This is a genomic window from Pseudomonas sp. JQ36, from assembly GCF_053851495.1.
This window is the reverse complement of the sequence record NZ_CM132642.1, coordinates 3,398,861-3,416,519: the sequence shown is the minus strand read 5'-3', so window position 1 is coordinate 3,416,519 and position 17,659 is coordinate 3,398,861. Positions and strand designations below refer to the sequence as shown.

At 61.7% G+C, this 17,659-nt stretch carries 16 protein-coding genes and 1 pseudogene; 4 read left to right on the top strand and 13 right to left on the bottom strand.

Annotated elements, in window-relative coordinates; all coding sequences use genetic code 11:
* Positions 1-4: 4 nt before the first annotated feature.
* The 6 genes from ACS4NR_RS15380 to ACS4NR_RS15355 are packed head-to-tail and all read right to left on the bottom strand — an operon-like array spanning position 5 to position 6,721.
* Positions 5-1,336 (bottom strand): DUF58 domain-containing protein, encoded by a 1,332-nt coding sequence (locus tag ACS4NR_RS15380; RefSeq protein WP_456017804.1) that lies wholly within the window; start codon positions 1,334-1,336, stop codon positions 5-7.
* On the bottom strand, positions 1,333-2,334 hold the full coding sequence (locus tag ACS4NR_RS15375; protein WP_456017803.1) for an AAA family ATPase: 1,002 nt from the start codon (positions 2,332-2,334) through the stop codon (positions 1,333-1,335). The genes ACS4NR_RS15380 and ACS4NR_RS15375 overlap by 4 nt, the downstream gene beginning before the upstream one ends.
* Positions 2,331-3,494 (bottom strand): DUF4350 domain-containing protein, encoded by a 1,164-nt coding sequence (locus ACS4NR_RS15370; RefSeq protein ID WP_456017802.1) that lies wholly within the window; start codon positions 3,492-3,494, stop codon positions 2,331-2,333. The genes ACS4NR_RS15375 and ACS4NR_RS15370 overlap by 4 nt, the downstream gene beginning before the upstream one ends.
* Positions 3,491-5,035 carry a DUF4129 domain-containing protein gene (locus ACS4NR_RS15365; protein WP_456017801.1) on the bottom strand — a complete coding sequence of 515 codons (1,545 nt, stop codon included), beginning with the start codon at positions 5,033-5,035 and terminating at the stop codon, positions 3,491-3,493. Before ACS4NR_RS15365 ends, ACS4NR_RS15370 begins: the two co-directional genes overlap by 4 nt.
* Positions 5,022-5,999: a stage II sporulation protein M gene (locus ACS4NR_RS15360; protein WP_166496441.1), complete on the bottom strand. Its 978-nt coding sequence runs from the start codon at positions 5,997-5,999 to the stop codon at positions 5,022-5,024. Before ACS4NR_RS15360 ends, ACS4NR_RS15365 begins: the two co-directional genes overlap by 14 nt.
* A complete protein-coding gene (locus tag ACS4NR_RS15355) occupies positions 5,996-6,721 on the bottom strand; it encodes an RDD family protein (RefSeq protein ID WP_095137017.1) in 726 nt (241 codons plus the stop codon). Before ACS4NR_RS15355 ends, ACS4NR_RS15360 begins: the two co-directional genes overlap by 4 nt.
* 181 nt (positions 6,722-6,902) lie before the next feature.
* Here ACS4NR_RS15355 and sbcB point away from each other — a divergent pair, with 181 nt between their 5' ends.
* The gene (gene sbcB / locus ACS4NR_RS15350; protein WP_443534165.1) at positions 6,903-8,333 is read left to right on the top strand and encodes an exodeoxyribonuclease I; all 1,431 of its coding nucleotides are present in this window, start codon (positions 6,903-6,905) and stop codon (positions 8,331-8,333) included.
* Positions 8,334-8,436: 103 nt separating this feature from the next.
* Here sbcB and mvaT read toward each other — a convergent pair whose 3' ends face one another.
* Positions 8,437-8,814, bottom strand: coding sequence for a histone-like nucleoid-structuring protein MvaT (mvaT, locus tag ACS4NR_RS15345; protein ID WP_003227581.1), 378 nt, complete (start codon positions 8,812-8,814; stop codon positions 8,437-8,439).
* Between the two features lie 337 nt (positions 8,815-9,151).
* On the opposite strand from mvaT, the gene purU reads away from it, so the two are divergent.
* Both purU and ACS4NR_RS15335 read left to right on the top strand, forming a co-directional pair.
* Entirely contained in the window at positions 9,152-10,000 is an 849-nt protein-coding gene (gene purU, locus ACS4NR_RS15340; protein ID WP_003227580.1) for a formyltetrahydrofolate deformylase, read from the top strand.
* Positions 10,001-10,088: 88 nt separating this feature from the next.
* Positions 10,089-10,256, top strand: coding sequence for a hypothetical protein (locus tag ACS4NR_RS15335; RefSeq protein ID WP_166496444.1), 168 nt, complete (start codon positions 10,089-10,091; stop codon positions 10,254-10,256).
* A 72-nt stretch (positions 10,257-10,328) separates the two neighbouring features.
* Here the strand turns inward: ACS4NR_RS15335 and ACS4NR_RS15330 are convergent, their stop codons facing one another.
* The 5 genes and pseudogenes from ACS4NR_RS15330 to ACS4NR_RS15310 all read right to left on the bottom strand — a co-directional run.
* Entirely contained in the window at positions 10,329-11,324 is a 996-nt protein-coding gene (locus tag ACS4NR_RS15330) for a lysylphosphatidylglycerol synthase transmembrane domain-containing protein (protein WP_456017800.1), read from the bottom strand.
* Positions 11,321-12,097, bottom strand: coding sequence for a DUF2334 domain-containing protein (locus ACS4NR_RS15325; protein ID WP_456017799.1), 777 nt, complete (start codon positions 12,095-12,097; stop codon positions 11,321-11,323). The genes ACS4NR_RS15330 and ACS4NR_RS15325 overlap by 4 nt, the downstream gene beginning before the upstream one ends.
* Positions 12,090-13,202 carry a glycosyltransferase family 4 protein gene (locus tag ACS4NR_RS15320; RefSeq protein WP_456020393.1) on the bottom strand — a complete coding sequence of 371 codons (1,113 nt, stop codon included), beginning with the start codon at positions 13,200-13,202 and terminating at the stop codon, positions 12,090-12,092. The genes ACS4NR_RS15325 and ACS4NR_RS15320 overlap by 8 nt, the downstream gene beginning before the upstream one ends.
* A gap of 260 nt (positions 13,203-13,462) precedes the next feature.
* The gene (locus tag ACS4NR_RS15315; RefSeq protein WP_371260380.1) at positions 13,463-14,227 is read right to left on the bottom strand and encodes a methyl-accepting chemotaxis protein; all 765 of its coding nucleotides are present in this window, start codon (positions 14,225-14,227) and stop codon (positions 13,463-13,465) included.
* 93 nt (positions 14,228-14,320) lie between these two features.
* A pseudogene (locus ACS4NR_RS15310) lies at positions 14,321-15,352 on the bottom strand (HAMP domain-containing protein); the annotation flags it as partial.
* 186 nt (positions 15,353-15,538) lie between these two features.
* Between ACS4NR_RS15310 and ACS4NR_RS15305 the strand changes: the two are divergent.
* On the top strand, positions 15,539-17,026 hold the full coding sequence (locus ACS4NR_RS15305; RefSeq protein ID WP_456017798.1) for a helicase HerA-like domain-containing protein: 1,488 nt from the start codon (positions 15,539-15,541) through the stop codon (positions 17,024-17,026).
* A 127-nt stretch (positions 17,027-17,153) separates the two neighbouring features.
* Here ACS4NR_RS15305 and ACS4NR_RS15300 read toward each other — a convergent pair whose 3' ends face one another.
* Complete coding sequence (locus tag ACS4NR_RS15300) at positions 17,154-17,609, bottom strand: DUF721 domain-containing protein (protein WP_166496449.1); 456 nt, start codon at positions 17,607-17,609, stop codon at positions 17,154-17,156.
* Positions 17,610-17,659 lie beyond the last annotated feature (50 nt).

Sequence of the window (17,659 nt, the reverse complement as noted above, 5' to 3'; positions counted from 1 at the left end):
GTCGTTAAATTGCTCCGATCTTCTTCCAGCTCAAGTATCGCGTCACCATTGCTGAGCCCAGTTCCTCAGGGCGCACATCCAGCACCTGAACTGCATGAGCATTCAACTGCTCATGCAGCTCGGCCCGGGCATTGAAGTAATCCACCGTGCCGCAATAGGCCAGTGCTTCGGGCAGTGTTTGTACCGGGGCATTGCGCACGCGGTCGAGGGCTTCCTCGCGCAGGCTGACCACCAGTACTTGATGCTGCTGGCTCAGACGTTTGACGCTGGCGAGCAGGTCTTCGGTATCCTCGTCACGCAGATTGGTCAGCAGCACGATCAGCGCCCGGCGCTTCTGCCGGGCCAACAGCTGGCTGGTCGCGGTTGAATAGTCGGCAGGACGCTGACTGCTGTCCAGATCATAAACGGCGTTGAGCAGGACCTTGAGCTGACTGGCACCCTTGATCGGCGCGAGAAAACGCGGTTGCGCGACAGCGAATGTGCTAAGCCCTACGGCATCGCCCTGACGCAGCGCGACATGGCTCAGCAGCAGACACGCATTCAGCGCATGGTCGAAATGCGACAGCTCACCATCCTGGCTGCGCATTTGCCGGCCACAATCGAGCATGAACATGATCTGTTGATCACGCTCGTCTTCATACTCGCGGGCAATCGGCGTGCGCTGGCGGGCGGTGGCTTTCCAGTCGATCTGGCGTAGGCTGTCGCCCTCGCGAAATTCGCGCAACTGATGAAATTCCTGACCCTGCCCGCGACGCTGGCGCTGGCGCACACCGAGCTGGCTGAGCCAGTTGTCCACCGCCAGCAACTGCCCACCGTAGAGCTTTGCAAAATCCGGGTAGACGCGGATCTCGCCGCTCACGGCGAGCAGGCGTTTGCCTGTCCACAGACCGAACGGGCTGGGCAGGTTGATTTCGCACTGTTCGAAGCGGAAGTGACCGCGCTTGAGCGGGCGCAGACGGTAGCCGACCGCGCTGAATTGCCCGGGTTGCAGTTCGACCGCCAGCGGCAGGTTTTCGAAGCTCAGGCCCTGTGGCACGTGGTCGAAAATCTCCACCGCGACCGGCTCGATGAAGTCATGGCTGAGCTGCAGCCGCACCTCGCTCCAACGGCCGAGTGCCAGGCTGCCGGGCATCTGCCGCTGGATGCGCGGCGAGGGCAGCTTGTTCAGGCGTAGCGCATCGATGATCGCCAGCACCAGCAGGGCCAGGAGCAAGCCCCAGTTGATCGACAACAGCGTGGCGGGCACGTCGATATCGAGGGCTTGCAGCGTGCCCAGCAGCATACCGACGGCCAGCAGAATAGCGAGCCAGATCAGCAGCAGGCGTGACGGTTTCACAAGCGCGGTGCCGGCACTTGGTCGAGCAGTTGCTGCAGCACCTGATCGACCTGCAGACCTTCGATGTCCAGCTCCGGCGCCACCCGCACCCGATGACGCAGCACCGATAGCGCGCAGCCCTTGATGTCATCGGGAATCACGAACTCGCCGCCGCGCAGCAACGCGCGGGCGCGGGCGCATCGCACCAGCGCAATCGAGGCACGCGGCCCGGCGCCGAGGCTCAGACCGGACCAGGAACGGGTGCTGCGCGCCAGCCGCAACGCGTAATCGAGCACTTGATCGTCGATCGGCAGGTCGCTGGCGATGCGTTGCAGGGCTTGCACGTCCTTGGCTTGCAGGACCGTGCGCAGCGGCTGCACATCAAGCATGTCGGCGCGGGTCGAGCGGCTGACCTGACGCACCATGCTCAACTCCTGCTCGGCCTCCGGGTAATCCATGCGCACCTTGAGCATGAAGCGGTCGAGTTCGGCTTCCGGCAGTGGATAAGTGCCTTCCTGCTCGATCGGATTCTGGGTGGCGAGCACCATGAACGGCTGGGCGATCGGCAGCGCCCGGCCTTCGAGGGTGACCTGGCGTTCCTGCATTGCTTCGAGCAGTGCCGCCTGGGTTTTTGCCGGGGCACGGTTGATCTCGTCGGCCAGCAGCAGGTTGGTGAACAGCGGCCCCTTGCGCAGCTTGAACTGCTCGGTGTGCAGGTCGTACACCGCGTGGCCGGTGACGTCGCTGGGCATCAGGTCCGGGGTGAACTGAATGCGCGCGAACTCGCCGCCGAAGCAGCGCGCCAGCGCCCGTACCAGCAAGGTCTTGCCCAGTCCCGGGACACCTTCAAGCAGTACGTGACCGCCGGCGATCAGCGCGGTCAGCACATCGTCGATCACGCTGTTCTGGCCGATCAGGGCCTTCTGCAATTCGCCGCGCAGCGCTTGCGCCAACTGGCTGGCACGCTGGCGTTGCTGGGCGGCGTGGCTGGCGCTGCCGGGCTCGATCTGTTCACTCATAGCGTGTTCCTCAAGGTTTGCAGGTGGGCCACCTGGCGACTGAAATCGGCGCTGCTCATGCGCTGTTTCGGCACCGGGCTCAGAGCCTGACTGATGGCGCGGGTCGGCTGGCGGGTCAGGCGCGACAGCACCAGCCATTGCTCGGCCACATTCAACTGGTCGAAGCCGGGATGGCGTTGTCGGGCACGGCGCAGCACGTCCTGTTGCAGGGCTTGCAACAGCGTGTGCTGACCGTTGTGGCGCAGGATGAAATCGGCACTGGCGCGCAGGTGTTCCTGCAACTGGCGCCGGCCACTCGGGGCGGGTGCCTGCAGTGGCCCATGGCGCACAGCAACGTGCCACAGGCCGAGGCTGATCAGCGCCAGCAGGGCGACGATGGCTTGCGGGAAGTAACGCCAGAGCAAGGTCAACAGACCATCGTGTGCCGTGTTGAAAATCAGCGTGACGTCGGTGTCGGCGCTCAGGTACCAGAGCAGCCAGGCGTTGTCGTGCTTGCTGATGGCCGGGGTCTTCCACAGTTCGGCATCGGTGACCACGGTGATCGAGCCGAGGCCGTACGGCAGTTGCATCATGTGCGTGGCCTTGGCGCTGTTGGCCCAGGCCTGAGCGAGATTCTTCGGGTCTTCCAGATGGAACGCGGTGTCGAAACCGGCGTAGGCCGGCGCGTCCTCGTCTTCCAGGTAGAGTTTGGTCAGGTTCGGGTACGGATCATCGGTCAGTTCTGCCGGCGGCTCCTTGAGGTCCGTGCTCAGGGACTGCTGCAACTGCACTCGATCCAGCAACAGATCATCGCTTTGCCTGGCCTGCTTGTCCCACAGCGCTTCGGCCACGAACACCAGACGCCCACCGGCGCGGGCCCAATTCAATACTTGATCGACCTCACGCGGGGTCATGCGCGAACGTTCGCCGAATAACAGCAGGGTGTGCCGACGCGGATCGATCTCCGGCAGTACCGCCAGCGTTTCGGCTTGGCCGACATTCAGGCCGCGTTCACGCAAAAACATCTCTGCCGCCAGATAAGGATTGGCCTGCGCCAGGGGCGAAGGACCGTGATCGATCACCTCCTGATAGGGCCGGGCCTTGAAGTACAGATAAACGCTCAACGCCGCGAGCAGGGCGACGATCAGCCCGCCGAGCAGCCATGCGTTGCGCCGGTTCAAGCGCGCGCTCCATGGTCGAACAGGGCGCGCCAGCCGTCACACAGTTCCTGTTGCAGATGCGTCGCCGGCACGCGATGCCCGTAGGCCATGTTCTGCCAGTGCTGTGTCAGGCTGCGACTGAACGCCAGCAGTTCCGGGCGCTGCAATTGCTCGACCCGCAGCAGTACCTGATGCTCGGTGTCGGCAGGTTTCAAAGTCAGGTCGAAGTCGTGCAGCAGACGGCTGAGCAATCCCCGATAGAGCAGGCCCAGCGCGGCGCGCGGCTGGGTGTGCCAGAGTTGTTCGGCACTGGCGGCGATGTCGTCGGGCAGGGTTTGCGGGCTCAGGTCCAGGCCAAACGCTTGCTGCGGTAGCGGTGGCCTGACCCGGGCGGGCAACTTCGGCCGACGACTGACGAAGGTGCTCAGGAATTCGCGATAGCGCCAGATCAGCCAGCCGACTGCGGCGATCAACGCTCCCCACAACAACACTTCAATCAGGCCGGCCAGCGCATTGAAGCGCTGACTGTCCAGCCAGCCGAGCAGGGTTTTCAGCCATTGCGGTGCCTCGCCGGGTTTGCCCTCGGACGGGGCTGGCGGGTCGTCGCCAAAGCGATAGCGGGTCACGCTTTCCTTGTTCTTGAACGGCGGTTGTTCGAGCAGCGTCTTGATGCTGTCATGCGCAGCCTGACTGGTCAGCGGCTGATTCAGCAGGCGGGGTGCTTCCGGGGTGTTTGCCGGCGCATCCGCCCACGCCGGTGGCACCGCTGGCAGCAACAGACAGATAACCAGCAGCAGGCCCAGAGCGCTGGTGTTCAGGCGCTGGCGCAAACGGCGGAACACCAGCTCGATGTCCCACGCCTCCAGTGCGGTGCGCCGGTTCAGGTACAGGCTGAAACCGCAGGCGACATAAATCGGTTCCCAGACCACCAGCACCAACGCGTAGAAGGCGTTGGTCAGGTGCTCCAGCCAACGCCAATGGTGATCGGCATCGAGGAACAGTGATTGCCAGTCCCAGTCGGTTTCAATCTGCTGTGGCAGGAGCATGTAGAACAGCACCATCAGGCCGATCCACAGCGCGGTCTCCAGATGCATGCCGATGATCGTCAGCCATTGCGCGGCGCCGACATTGCGTTGCAGCAACACCTGTAAGCGTTGCTGGCGGGCCGTGCCGTCGAGGCCTTCGAGTTGCAGCACCGGCAGCAGGAAGCTGCGACTCAGGCTCAACCGGCGCCAGGTCAGGCTGGCCAGCAGTTGCGGCTTGAGCAGCCGTGGAAATTCGCCAAGGGCCTGTTGCAGCGTCGGTGTTTCGCCGAACAGGGCCTTGGACAAGATGTACAGCGGCAGGCGTTCGTATGCCGGTTTCAGCCACCAGAAAATGAATACCGCCAGCGACGGCGAATCCCACAGCAACAACGTCAGTACGGCGAACAGCGGCAGGGTGATGATGGCCCAACTGGTCATCAACAGGCGCCGGTGCTGCTGACTCATGAGCACGCCCAGGTCTATGGCTTCCCAACTGCTGCGCGGGCGGATCGCCACGGTGGCATCACTCAGGCGCATGGCGTGTCCTTCCGGCGAACAGCAGATAGGCCGCCACTGCGAGCCACAACGCGGCACCAACCGCATACTTGATCGGCGGTGTGACCCCGGTCTTCGACGACCAGTACGCTTCGATGAACGCCGCGATCAACAGGAACAGCATGACCCCGCACACCAGCAGCACGCTTATGCGCGCCGCCTCCACCAGCGCTTCACCACGGGTAAGCCGCCCCGGTGCAATCACCGCCCAGCCGAGTTTCAGCCCTGCCGCACCCGCCAGGGCAATGGCCGTCAGCTCGAAGGCGCCGTGGCCGATCACGAACGACCAGAACGTCTGGCCAAAACCGATCTCGGTCAGGTGCCCGGCCACTGCGCCGATGACCAGCCCGTTGTAGAACAGAAAAAACGCACTGCCCACGCCCAACAGCAAACCGCTGGCGAAGGTCTGGAAGGCGATGCCGATGTTGTGCATCACGTAATAGCCGAACATCACCCAGTCTTCGCTGGACGCCCGTTCGGCCGAGCGCCCGAGGTGCCCGGCCACCGGGTCGTACATGCTTTGCATGTCGCGCACCTGTTCGGCGGGGATCAGGTTGTAAATCAGTTCGGGAAAGGCATACACCAGCAAGGCAAAGCCGATCAGGCTGCCGAAAAACACCAAGCCGGCGGCCAGCACGAACGGCCATTCGGCGCGCACCAGTCGGGGGAAGTCAGCGAGGATGAACCCCAGCAGGTTGGCGCCGAAGCGACTGCGGTGCCGATAGAGTTGCTGGTGCCCGCGCAACACCAGCTGTTGCAGCGAGTCGATCAGAAAACTGCTGTAGCCACGCTCCTGTGCCAGCGCCAGATGCTGGCACAGGCGCCGATAAGCCTTGGGGAAAGCGGCAACCTGCGAGGTGTCCTTGCCATGTTCGAGGCGTTCGAGGGCCAGGGTGAAACGCTCCCATTCGGCCTTGTGGCGAGCTTCGAAAAGACTCTGCTTCATGTCGGCCCCAACAAACCGCGGGCAATGCCGTTGAGTTCGCTGACCGCTTTGGGTGCCGAAATGCGCAGCGGTTGGGCGAGCAGGGCGGCCAGCTCGTTGACCCGCGCCGGCGACAGTTCAGCCTGACGTTCGGCGAAGGCAAGCAGCGCGCGTTGTTCGCCGAGGTTGAGCGGAACTGGTGAACTTCGCGGCAGGGCGTCGGGCAGTTGCGGGCGTGCGAGTGGGCGTTCGCTGTAGACCACCAGGGTGCCGGCGGCGATATCGCCGAGGCGTTTGAAGGTGGGATGTTGCAGGCAACTGATGGCGCCAAAGCAATAACCGAACGGCAGCAGATCGACAAAGCGCAGCAGGTTGCGCAGCAGCGAGGCGGACCAGCCGATCGGTGTGCCGTCATCGTGAATCACCCGCAGACCCATCCATTGCTTGCCCGGCGAGCGGCCCTGATGCAGCACTTCGAACAGCACCATGTACCACCAGCTGACGGCAAACAGCAGCAACGAGCCCAGGCCCATACCGAGCTGACCGAGAAACGCCAGCACCAGAAACAGCACGCCGAGGATGGCCCCGCGAATGCCCAGGTCGATGCCGAAAGCAAGGCTACGCACCATAAGACCGGCCGGGCGCAGCGGCAGGTCGATACCTTCCGGGGTTTCCACTTGATAGCGGGTATCGAGTGGCGGGGTCAGCGGTGCTTTCCGTGGCAGTGCTGTGTTCTCGAGCATGGGCTACCTGATGGGGCCGGATCGGGATGCGAAGTTCGTCCGATGCTAGCAGCCTCTTGGGGGAAAACGACATAACTATGTATTGCACCGCGTGTGGCGCGCGGTGGTTGAGTGACACAGCGCTGGCCGCGATGGCGGTTCAACGCCTAGACTTTGCCGATCTTCAGTTCAGGAACCGCCCGTGACTTCAATCTTCTGGTACGACTACGAGACCACCGGCATCAATCCGCGCAACGACCGTCCGCTGCAGGTCGCCGGGATTCGCACCGACCATGACCTCAATGAAATCGACGAACCGGTCAACCTCTACTGCCAGCCCAGCGAAGACATCCTGCCGCATCCGGCAGCGTGCGCCATTACCGGGATCACCCCGAGCTGTCTCGCCGAGCAGGGCTTGAGTGAAGCCGACTTCATGACCCGCGTACACGCGCAACTGGCGGCGCCCGGCACTTGCGGTGCGGGTTACAACACCCTGCGTTTCGACGACGAGATGACCCGCTACAGCCTGTACCGCAACTTCTTTGACCCCTATGCCCGTGAATGGCAGGGCGGCAACAGTCGCTGGGACCTGATCGATGTGGTGCGCGCCGCGTATGCATTGCGCCCGGATGGCCTGGTCTGGCCAACCGATGACGAAGGCAAGGTGACCCTCAAGCTCGAACGCCTGACGGCTGCCAACAACATCGACCACGGGCATGCCCACGAAGCACTCTCGGACGTGCGCGCAACCATCGCGCTGGCGCGGTTGATCCGCGAGAAACAGCCGAAGTTGTATGACTGGCTGTTTCAACTGCGCAGCAAACAGAAGGTCATGGATCAGATTCGTCTTTTGCAGCCGCTGGTGCATATCTCCGGGCGCTTCTCGGCGGCGCGGCACTATGTCGGTGTGGTGCTGCCATTGGCTTGGCATCCACGCAATCGCAATGCACTGATCGTCTGTGACCTGCACCTCGATCCGCAAGGCCTGCTGGATCTGGACGCTGAAACCCTGCGCCAGCGCCTGTATACCCGCCGCGACGACCTCGCCGAGGGTGAACTGCCGGTGCCGCTGAAACTGATTCACATCAATCGCTGCCCGGTGGTGGCGCCGTTGTCGGTGTTGCGGGCCGACGATCAGCAGCGCCTGGGCCTGGACATGGCGCTCTATCAGGCGCGTGCGCTGCGGCTAAGTGACGCACAACAAGTTTGGAAAGATAAAGTTACGGCAATTTATGCCAGCGAAGATTTCACCCCGAGTGAAGACCCGGAACAGCAGTTGTACGATGGATTTATCGGTGATCGCGATCGGCGTCTATGCGAGCAAGTGAGGACGGCAGATCCGGCGCAATTAGCGCAAGAGCACTGGCCGTTCGATGACGAACGTCTGCCGGAATTACTCTTTCGATATCGCGCACGCAACTTTCCCGATACGTTGAATTCCGAGGAGCAAGAACGCTGGAGAATATTCTGCCAGCAGCGTTTGTCCGAGCCGCAAATGGGGGCGCCTAATACCCTGCAATCTTTTGCCGAAGCCGCGCAGCAATGGGCGCTTAGTGCTACGCCGATACAGAATCAAGTGCTCAATGAGTGGCAGAATTATGTCCAGGCATTGCGCAAACGTTTGAATCTTTGAAATCGAACATAGTGTGCCCATGAAATGTCGGGCATAAAAAAACGCCAGCGCAGGCTGGCGTTTTTCATGGGCCGCTGAAGCAGTCTGCGACCGGCGTTGTGGCTTAGCCCAGCAGGGTAGCCCAGCCTTCAACCACGTCGCCGCCCCACTTGGCTTTCCACTCTTTCAGAGTCTTGTGGTTGCCACCTTTGGTTTCGATGACTTCGCCGTTGTGCGGGTTTTTGTATTGTTTAACTTTGCGCGCGCGCTTGGTGCCGGTAGTTTTTACTGCGGCGCCACGGGTGCCTTTGGTTTTCGATTCCGGATCCAGCAGGGCGATGATGTCGCGCAGGGATTTGGAGTATTCGCCCATCAGGGTGCGCAGTTTGCCTTCGAATTCCAGCTCGGCTTGCAATTTGTCGTCTTGCGACAGGTTTTTCAAACGGGCCTGCAGCTCTTTGATGGCTTCTTCGGTGGCGCGATATTCGTTGATCAAGGACATGGTAACTACCTTATGCAGATGTGTTGAATGGCAGGGGACAGTGCCGCAATAATAGTCAGGCTGTTTCATCAAGTAAACATTTAAGCGGATTTTTTATTTGAATTAGTTACGTCAAATAACCGTTAAATTGAATGGTCATTTAAATAATGTGATGCAGTCATCACGATTATTCACAATTATCGGGTCGAACAGCATCACTGGTGCGTCATCGCTGCGGCTTGCGCCACGCTCAACTGCCGTGAACCGCATCTTCTGCGGTGCGTGCTCATCAATACTGCAGTTTTCGCGCACAATCGCTAGAATGGCCGCCTTTGCGAAGTTCTGGAGTTTCCCCCTCATGCGCACCTTTCGGTTGGTGATTTCTTGCCCTGACCGCGTTGGCATCGTTGCCAAAGTCAGTAACTTTCTGGCATCCCACAACGGCTGGATCACCGAAGCGAGCCACCACTCGGATAATCAGAACGGCTGGTTCTTCATGCGTCACGAGATCCGCGCCGATTCGCTGCCGTTCGGTATTGAAGTGCTGCGCGAGAAGTTTGCGCCGATCGCCGAAGAGTTCTCGATGGACTGGCGTATTACCGACACCGAGCAGAAGAAACGCGTGGTGCTGATGGCCAGCCGCGAATCTCACTGCCTGGCCGACTTGCTGCACCGCTGGCACAGCGACGAGCTCGATTGCGAAATCTCCTGTGTGATTTCCAACCATAACGACCTGCGCAGCATGGTCGAGTGGCACGGCATTCCTTATTACCACGTCCCGGTCAACCCGCAGGACAAGGAGCCGGCCTTCGCCGAAGTCTCGCGTCTGGTCAAACAGCACGATGCGGAAGTGGTGGTGCTGGCGCGCTACATGCAGATCCTGCCGCCGGCGCTGTGCCGCGAATACGCGCACAAGGTGATCAACATTCACCACAGCTTCCTGCCATCGTTCGTCGGTGCCAAGCCGTATCACCAGGCGTCGCTGCGCGGCGTGAAGCTGATCGGCGCGACCTGCCACTACGTGACCGAAGAGCTGGACGCCGGTCCGATCATCGAGCAGGACGTGGTACGCGTCAGCCACAGCGACAGCATCGAAGACATGGTGCGTTTCGGCCGTGACGTCGAGAAGATGGTGTTGGCCCGTGGCCTGCGTTATCACCTCGAAGACCGCGTGCTGGTGCACGGCAACAAGACCGTGGTGTTCTGATCGAACCCACGCGTACTTGAATAAAGAAGGGCCTGGGCGTTCAATCGTCCCAGGCCCTTTTTTCGTTTCCGCCCTTGAGGAACTGCCCGTGAGCGACCCATTGGATAAAGCCACTTCAAAAGCGCCTGCCACTCTGGGGGAGGGCTGTTTGAGCCGCTACGATCCGGATGACCTAAGCCCGGAAGACGGCACCGAGTTTCCCGGGGCTGCCGAGCTATGGGAACAGGTGAAACCCGAGCCGGAGGGAGAGGCCTGAAAAGATCGCAGCCTGCGGCAGCTCCTACATTGAAATGCGATCCCCTGTAGGAGCTGCCGAAGGCTGCGATCTTTACGCTTGTCGAATCTTCAACAGCTTCTTGAGCAATGGCCGCCCGAGCATCATCAAAAACACCGGGCCGCCCACCACCAGATAGAAATAGAACGTCACCACGCGCCAGATCAGAATCGCTGCCGCCGCGGTGGACTTACCGACCATCGGCGCCAGCAGCGCCGCCGAGGTCAGCTCTGCGGCGCCCGCGCCACCGGGCAGCAGGCTCATTTGACCAGCCCCCAGCGACAGCATCTGCACCAGAAAACTCCAGGCCCACTGCAGATCCGCGCCCAGTCCGCGCAGGGCCAGATACAACACGCTGTAGCGCAGCAGCCAGTGCATGCAGGTCAGGGCGAACACCTTGACCAGGGTCTGCCACGGCAGCTTGAGTGTGTCGATAAACGCGTCGAGAAAATGCAGCAGCTTGCGTGCCCAGCGCCGACGCGTGGCCGGTTGCACGTTGAGGCGGGCGAGCAGGCGTCCGCTCAGAAGGATCAGGCGGCGGTGGTAGCGCGCCAGCAGCACGCAACTGAACAGCCCACCGAACAGCGACACGGCGCTGACCATCAGCAACCACTCCAGGCGATCACTGAGATGCTGAAACAACGCGTAAATCAGGATTCCGCTCAGGGCGCAGAGAAAGAACAGCAGATCACTCAGCTGATCCATGGCAAACACCGCGCTGCCCCGGGCCGGGCGCACGCCGCAGCGCGCCAGCAAGGCCATGATCGTCAGCGGCCCGCCACTGCCGCCGGGGGTGGCGCAATAGGCAAACTCGGCGGCCATGACCACGCCGAGGCTTTTCAGCGGCGTGACCCGTTCGCGCTGATCACCCAGCAGCAGGCGCAAACGCAGGGTGTTGATGCCCCAGCAGAGCAGGATCATGCCGAACATGATCAGCAGCCAGTGCAGCGGAAAATTCTGTAACCGCGCGCCGATCTCGCCGCCGCCGAGCAGCACGGGAATCAGCACGGCGGCGAGCAGGCCGATCAACAGCACAATGCCGCGACTCATGCAGCGCGCTCCATTCGCCTGCGTTGCCGGGTGAGCCAGTCGATTTTGTTCATGGGCGTGCGTCCTTCTGCCAGCAGCCGTTCAAGGGTTTGCAGCCAGTAATCACGCGCGAAGGGGTGGCGCATGTCTACCGGGTGCAAGCCTAGACGAATCACCGCGGCGTCGCGCCACTGCTGTTCGCGTTGCTCGCTGACGATTTTTGACAGGCCCCGGCGCCAGGCACTGCGCGCACTCCAGACCAGGCCTGGGGCGTTGACGGCGGTGAAATCCGGTAATTGATAAAGATGTTGCGGGTCGCTGGTGTAGCTCAATGGCGTTTCGCGAAGGGCCTGACGCGTGCCCTCGCTCATCAGCCATGCCGGGGCGACGAAGCCGTGCAACGGCCAGTCATTGCGCCGGAACAGTTCGATGCCGTCGCGCAGGCGAGCCAGCGCAGCTTCGCGGGACAGGCGATAAAACTCCCCTTCGTGGGTGTAGATTCGGCGCATGAACCAGTCGCGGGGCGTGGCTGGCGCTGGCTCGCGGTCGTCATGGTAATAGCCGTGCAAGGTCAGTTCATCGCCACGGGCCAGCCGCTCGCCAAGCATTCGGCAGAACGCTGGATGCTCCTCGAGTGCGTCGTGACCATGGAAATCCGGAACGACCAGCCAGGTCATCGGCACGTCACCCATTGCGTCTACCGCCTCGATAAACGGCCGATAATCCGCCCACGTCGACGGCGCCACGTCGTGCAGCACCAGCAGCACTGCGCGGTCATTCGAGGACTCAGCCATTGGCCACCCTTGGCAGCGAGTGACCGAGCACCGCGTGGTAATGGCCGAGCAGGCTGTCGACCACGCAGTCCCAGGAATAACGCCGTTCGACATGTTGCCGCGCCTGTTGGCCGAGTTTCACGCAACCGCGACTGAACAGCTCGCGCACGGCGTTGGCCATGGCTTGCGGGTTGTTTGGTGCACAGAGCAAGCCGCAGTCGTCGGCGACGATCTCTTCAAACGCCCCGGCCGCCACCGCGACCACCGGAATCCCGCAGGCCATGGCTTCGAGGATCACCAGACCGAAGGTTTCCTGGTCACCGGCATGGATCAGGGCATCGGCGCTGGCCATCAAGCGGGCGACGGTGGGCGCCGGGCAGAAGGCGTCGATCACGCTGACGTTGTCCGGGACGGCGGCCGGCATCGAAGAACCGACCAGCAGCAGGTGATAGCGTGGGCCGAGGCGCTGCATGCATTTGAGCAGCACCGGCAGGTTCTTCTCTTTCGAGCCGCGCCCGGCAAAGATCAGCAGCCGGGTGTCTTCGGCAATCTCCAGTTCGGCACGCAGGCCGTTATCGCGGGCGTCAGGATGAAAGGTTTGCAGGTCCACTCCCAATGGCTGCACGAATACATTGCGCACCCCCAGTCCGGTGAGCTTGTCCGCCATGACTTGGCTGGGCGCCAGCACTCGATCGAAGTTGCCATAGAGCTTGGTGACGTACGCCTCGACATTCGGCGTGACCCAATGGCCCATGCGATTGCTCGCCAGCAACGGCAGGTCCGAGTGATAAAAGCCGATCACTGGCACATCCAGTTGCCGTCGAGCGTCGAGCGCCGCCCAGGCTGTCAGGTACGGGTCGCCGACTTCGATCAGATCCGGCTGCAAACCCTGCAGGACATTGCGCCACGGCGCGAGGCGCAGCGGAAAGCGATAGCCTTTGCCGAAGGGCAGGGCGGGGGCGGGTACGGTGTAGATACCGTCGTTTTCACCGAAATGTGCGCCGGGGATCAGCAGGCTATGACGAATGCCCGATTTGACGCCCAACCGGCGATGCTTGGCGTCCAGATAGGTACGTACGCCGCCGCTGGCCGGGGCGTAGAACATGGTGATGTCGGCGATATGCACAGTGATCAACCCTCCGCTGCGTTGCACTCCCTTGGTTGACCTTTATCCAGAATAGATGTTCGGTCGGGATTGCGCGGTGGGAGTGTCAGCGAGGTGTTGCGGTGTTAGACAGGGCGCCTTCGCGAGCAAGCCCGCTCCCACAGGGATCTGCAAACGACACAGATCCCATGTGGGAGCAGGCTTGCTCTCACAAGGATATGCAAACAACACAGATCCAATGTGGGAGCGGGCTTGCTCGCGAAGAGGCCAGTGGCAGCGCCTTAGATGCGGAAACTGCCGACCAGTTGCTGCAGACGCGAAGCCTGCTGCTCCAGATCCGAACAGGCGCGCAAGGTCGCTTGCAGGTTCTCGACGCCTTCCTGGTTCAGCGTATTGATCTCGGTGATGTCGACGTTGATCGACTCGACCACCGCCGTCTGTTCCTCGGTCGCGGTCGCCACCGACTGGTTCATCCCGTCGATCTCGCCGATACGCTGGGTCACGCTGTTGAGGCGTTCGCCGGCGAGGTTGGCGATTTCCACGCTGTCCTGGCTGTGGCGCTGGCTGTCGCTCATGGTGCTCACCGATTCACGGGCGCCGACCTGCAGCTCCTCGATCATGGTCTGCACCTGCTGCGCCGATTCCTGGGTGCGGTGCGCCAGGTTGCGCACTTCGTCGGCGACCACGGCAAAACCGCGTCCGGCTTCACCGGCACGCGCCGCTTCGATGGCGGCATTGAGCGCCAGCAGGTTGGTCTGCTGGGAGATGCTGGTGATCACTTCGAGGATCTGCCCGATGTTCACGGTTTTGCTGTTCAGCGACTCGATGTTGGTGCTGGAGGCGCTGAGCATGCTCGACAGTTGATTCATCGCCTTGATGCTGCGATCCACCACTTGCTGGCCGTCTTCGGCGAGGCCGCGGGCGTCACTGGCCTGGTTCGAGGCTTGCGCGGCGTTGCGGGCGATTTCCTGAGCGGCGGCGCCCAGTTGATTGATCGCGGCGGCGACGCTGCTGGTGCGCGAGGCTTGCTGGTCGGAGTTGTACATCGACGAGTTGGACGCCGCGACCACGCGCAGCGCGACCTCGTTGACTTGCCCGGTGGCCGACGACACTTCGCGGATCGAACCGTGAATACGCTCGACGAAACGGTTGAATGCGGTACCCAGCACGCCGAATTCATCGTTATTGACGATGGTCAGGCGTTTGGTCAGGTCGCCTTCGCCATCGGCGATGTCTTCCATGGCGCGAGTCATGACGTGCAGTGGCTGGATCAGCAGGCGAATCAGCATGCCCAGCAGCGCGATGATGATCACCACCGCAATCACCGTGGCAATCACCGCCGAGGTGCGGAACTCACTGAGCATCGAGAAGGCTTTGTCCTTGTCCACCGACAGGCCGATGTACCAGTTCACCGAGGGCAGGCCTTTGATCGGGGCGAAGCTGACGATGCGGGTCTTGCCATCGACGGTGATTTCACTGAAGTCGCTGCTGATGCGCGGGGTGTCCTGCGGATAGGCTTCTTTCAGTGACTTCATCACCAGTGCCTTGTCCGGGTGCACGAGGATTTTGCCGTCGGCGCTGACCAGGAAGGCATAGCCCATGCCGGAGAAGTCTCGCGCAGTCAGGGTGTCGACCAGGGTTTGCAGGCTCAGGTCACCGCCCACCACGCCGACGCTCTGACCGGCCTTTTTCGAGGCGGTGGCGATGGAGATGATCAACTGCCCGGTGGCGGCGTCGATGTACGGTTCGGTCAGGGTCGATGCGCTGCTGCTCTCGGCACCTTTGTACCAAGGGCGCACTCGTGGGTCGAAACCGTCCGGCATCTTCACGTCCGGGCGGATGGTGAAGTGGCCGGTGGCATCGCCCAGGTAAGTGGCCATGAACGTCGAGGTCAGGGATTTCTGTTCCAGCAGGCTGGCGACGTTGGCCGGTTCCGGGTTGATGGCAATATTCTGGGCGGCGTTCTCGACCAGCAGAATGCGCCCGTTGAGCCAGGTCTGGATGTTGTCGGCGGTGACTTCGCCCATCTCGTTGAGATAGTTGTTCAGGTCATCGCGGATCGCGTTGCGTTGCAGCCAGTCGTTGTACAGCGTGAACGAGGCGAAAGCGGCGATGACGATGAGGGCGGCGGCAAGCAAAATTTTATGGCTGAAGCGCAGGTTTTTGTTCATGGCTTGGGGTTCCGCTAAGGTCTTAATGTCCTGGGCGTGCTTTTATAAAGACGCGCAATATGGGCAAGGGTGAAACAAACTGATATTTCCGACTCTCCTTAGGGAAATGTCCGACCGACTTTTCAGTCAGGTTCTCGCCCTTAGCTATCGGCCACAACGGATTAAAGATTAACCATAGGTGACAAAATGCCTGACACATCGCAACTCGTTATTGGCGCCGATCTGGCGGGGCAACCGATTGCTCAGGCCATGCGCCTGGCCAACCGTCACGGGCTGATCGCCGGTGCGACCGGGACCGGCAAGACGGTGACTTTGCAACGTCTTGCCGAAGCATTCAGTGACGCCGGGGTCGCGGTGTTCGCCGCCGACATCAAGGGCGACCTGTGCGGCCTCGGTGCCGCCGGCAATCCGCAGGGCAAAGTCGCCGAGCGCATCGCCGGGATGTCCTGGCTCGATCACAAGCCGCAGGCTTATCCCGTGACGCTGTGGGACATTCACGGGAAATCCGGTCATCCGTTGCGCACTACCTTGAGTGAAATGGGCCCGCTGCTGATCGGCAGCCTGCTGGAACTGACCGACAGCCAGCAGTCGGCGCTGTACGCGGCGTTTAAAGTGGCGGATCGCGAAGGCCTGTTGCTGCTGGACCTGAAAGACCTCAAGGCGCTGCTCAATCACCTCAAGGACAACCCGCAACTGTTGGGCGAAGACGCGGCGCTGATGACCACGGGTTCCAGCCAGGCACTGTTGCGCCGGCTGGCGACCCTGGAACAGCAGGGCGCTGAAGCCTTGTTCGGCGAACCGGCGCTGCAACTCGAAGACATTCTGCAACCAGCCGCTGATGGCCGTGGGCGCATTCATTTGCTTGATGCCAGCCGTCTGGTACATGAGGCGCCTAAGGTCTACGCGACGTTCCTGCTGTGGCTGCTGGCCGAGCTGTTCGAGCAGTTGCCGGAGCGCGGCGATGCCGACAAACCACTGCTGGCGCTGTTCTTCGATGAAGCGCATTTGCTCTTCGGCGATACGCCCAAGGCGCTGCAGGAGCGTCTGGAGCAGGTGGTGCGGCTAATTCGCTCGAAAGGTGTGGGTGTGTATTTCGTCACCCAGTCGCCGGGGGATTTGCCGGATAACGTGCTGGCACAACTTGGCCTGCGCATCCAGCACGGCTTGCGTGCGTTCACCGCCAAGGAACAGAAGTCCCTGCGGGCGGTGGCCGATGGTTTCCGGCCAAATCCGGCGTTCGACACCTTATCGGTGCTGACCGAGCTGGGTATCGGTGAAGCACTGGTCGGAACGTTGCAGGAAAAAGGCACGCCGGAGACGGTCCAGCGGGTGCTGGTGGCGCCGCCACAGTCGCGGATCGGGCCGTTGAGCGAAACCGAACGCACGATGCTGATCGCCGGGTCGCCGTTCAAGGGGCGTTATGAAAAGCCGATCGATCGTGAGTCGGCGTATGAAATCCTGATGGGGCGCAAGGATCTGGCGCCGGAGGCGGATGCGCCCGCGGGCAAGTCGGCAGCCGAAGAGCCAAGCCTGGCTGATCGTGCCGGAGAGTTTCTGGGCACGGCGGCGGGGCAGGCCTTGAAGTCCGCCATGCGTCAGGCGGCCAACAATCTGGGCAAGCAACTGGTGCGCGGATTGATGGGCTCGTTGCTCGGCGGCAGCAAACGGCGTTGATCCAAACTGTGGGAGCGGGCTTGCTCGCGAAAGCGGTCTGCCAGTTAACAATAATGTTGACTGAAAGGACGCCTTCGCGAGCAAGCCCGCTCTCACATTGGATAAGTGTCAGTTTTTTGGATTGAGTTCAGGTTTTGTCTTTGGCGTGCGCCGCCAGACGCTCAAGCGCCGCGCGCAGGCCTGGATCGCTGATGCCGTCCGCCGTGGACTGAATGGTTGCCGCGGCATTACTCGACAGGTCCATCGTGTGCCCGACAGCCCCAGGCTGGACGATCGGTGGTCGCACAGTGAATTTGATTCGCGTCAGGTTGGCGAACTCTTCAAACAGCTGCAGTTGCCGTTGCAGGCGTTTTTGCTGGTAGCGCAGGCGTGTGGCCCAATGGCCGTCGGTGACCACCAGTGACAGTTCGCCTTCACGCCACTTGGCGACATGGCAATGCGCGCGGGCAGCGGGTTGCAACTGACTTTCGAGCAGGCGTTGCAGATGAGCGAGGCGTTGGGCATGACCGAGAATGGCTTTGAGCGGCTTGGCTTCGCGTAGCAGAACGGCGGGCGCTCTGGCTGTAAGAGGGCGAAATGCCATGATCGAACACCTGAAGTAACAGAAGCGCCATGGTAGCAGAAAGCAACGGA

Coding starts and splice junctions, on each gene's coding strand:
- ACS4NR_RS15355 (WP_095137017.1), bottom strand. CDS start 6,721: ATGCTCGAGAACACAGCACTGCCACGGAAAGCACCGCTGACCCCGCCA.
- ACS4NR_RS15300 (WP_166496449.1), bottom strand. CDS start 17,609: ATGGCATTTCGCCCTCTTACAGCCAGAGCGCCCGCCGTTCTGCTACGC.
- ACS4NR_RS15360 (WP_166496441.1), bottom strand. CDS start 5,999: ATGAAGCAGAGTCTTTTCGAAGCTCGCCACAAGGCCGAATGGGAGCGT.
- mvaT (WP_003227581.1), bottom strand. CDS start 8,814: ATGTCCTTGATCAACGAATATCGCGCCACCGAAGAAGCCATCAAAGAG.
- ACS4NR_RS15305 (WP_456017798.1), top strand. CDS start 15,539: ATGCCTGACACATCGCAACTCGTTATTGGCGCCGATCTGGCGGGGCAA.
- ACS4NR_RS15330 (WP_456017800.1), bottom strand. CDS start 11,324: ATGAGTCGCGGCATTGTGCTGTTGATCGGCCTGCTCGCCGCCGTGCTG.
- ACS4NR_RS15375 (WP_456017803.1), bottom strand. CDS start 2,334: ATGAGTGAACAGATCGAGCCCGGCAGCGCCAGCCACGCCGCCCAGCAA.
- purU (WP_003227580.1), top strand. CDS start 9,152: ATGCGCACCTTTCGGTTGGTGATTTCTTGCCCTGACCGCGTTGGCATC.
- ACS4NR_RS15315 (WP_371260380.1), bottom strand. CDS start 14,227: ATGTACAACTCCGACCAGCAAGCCTCGCGCACCAGCAGCGTCGCCGCC.
- ACS4NR_RS15365 (WP_456017801.1), bottom strand. CDS start 5,035: ATGCGCCTGAGTGATGCCACCGTGGCGATCCGCCCGCGCAGCAGTTGG.
- ACS4NR_RS15325 (WP_456017799.1), bottom strand. CDS start 12,097: ATGGCTGAGTCCTCGAATGACCGCGCAGTGCTGCTGGTGCTGCACGAC.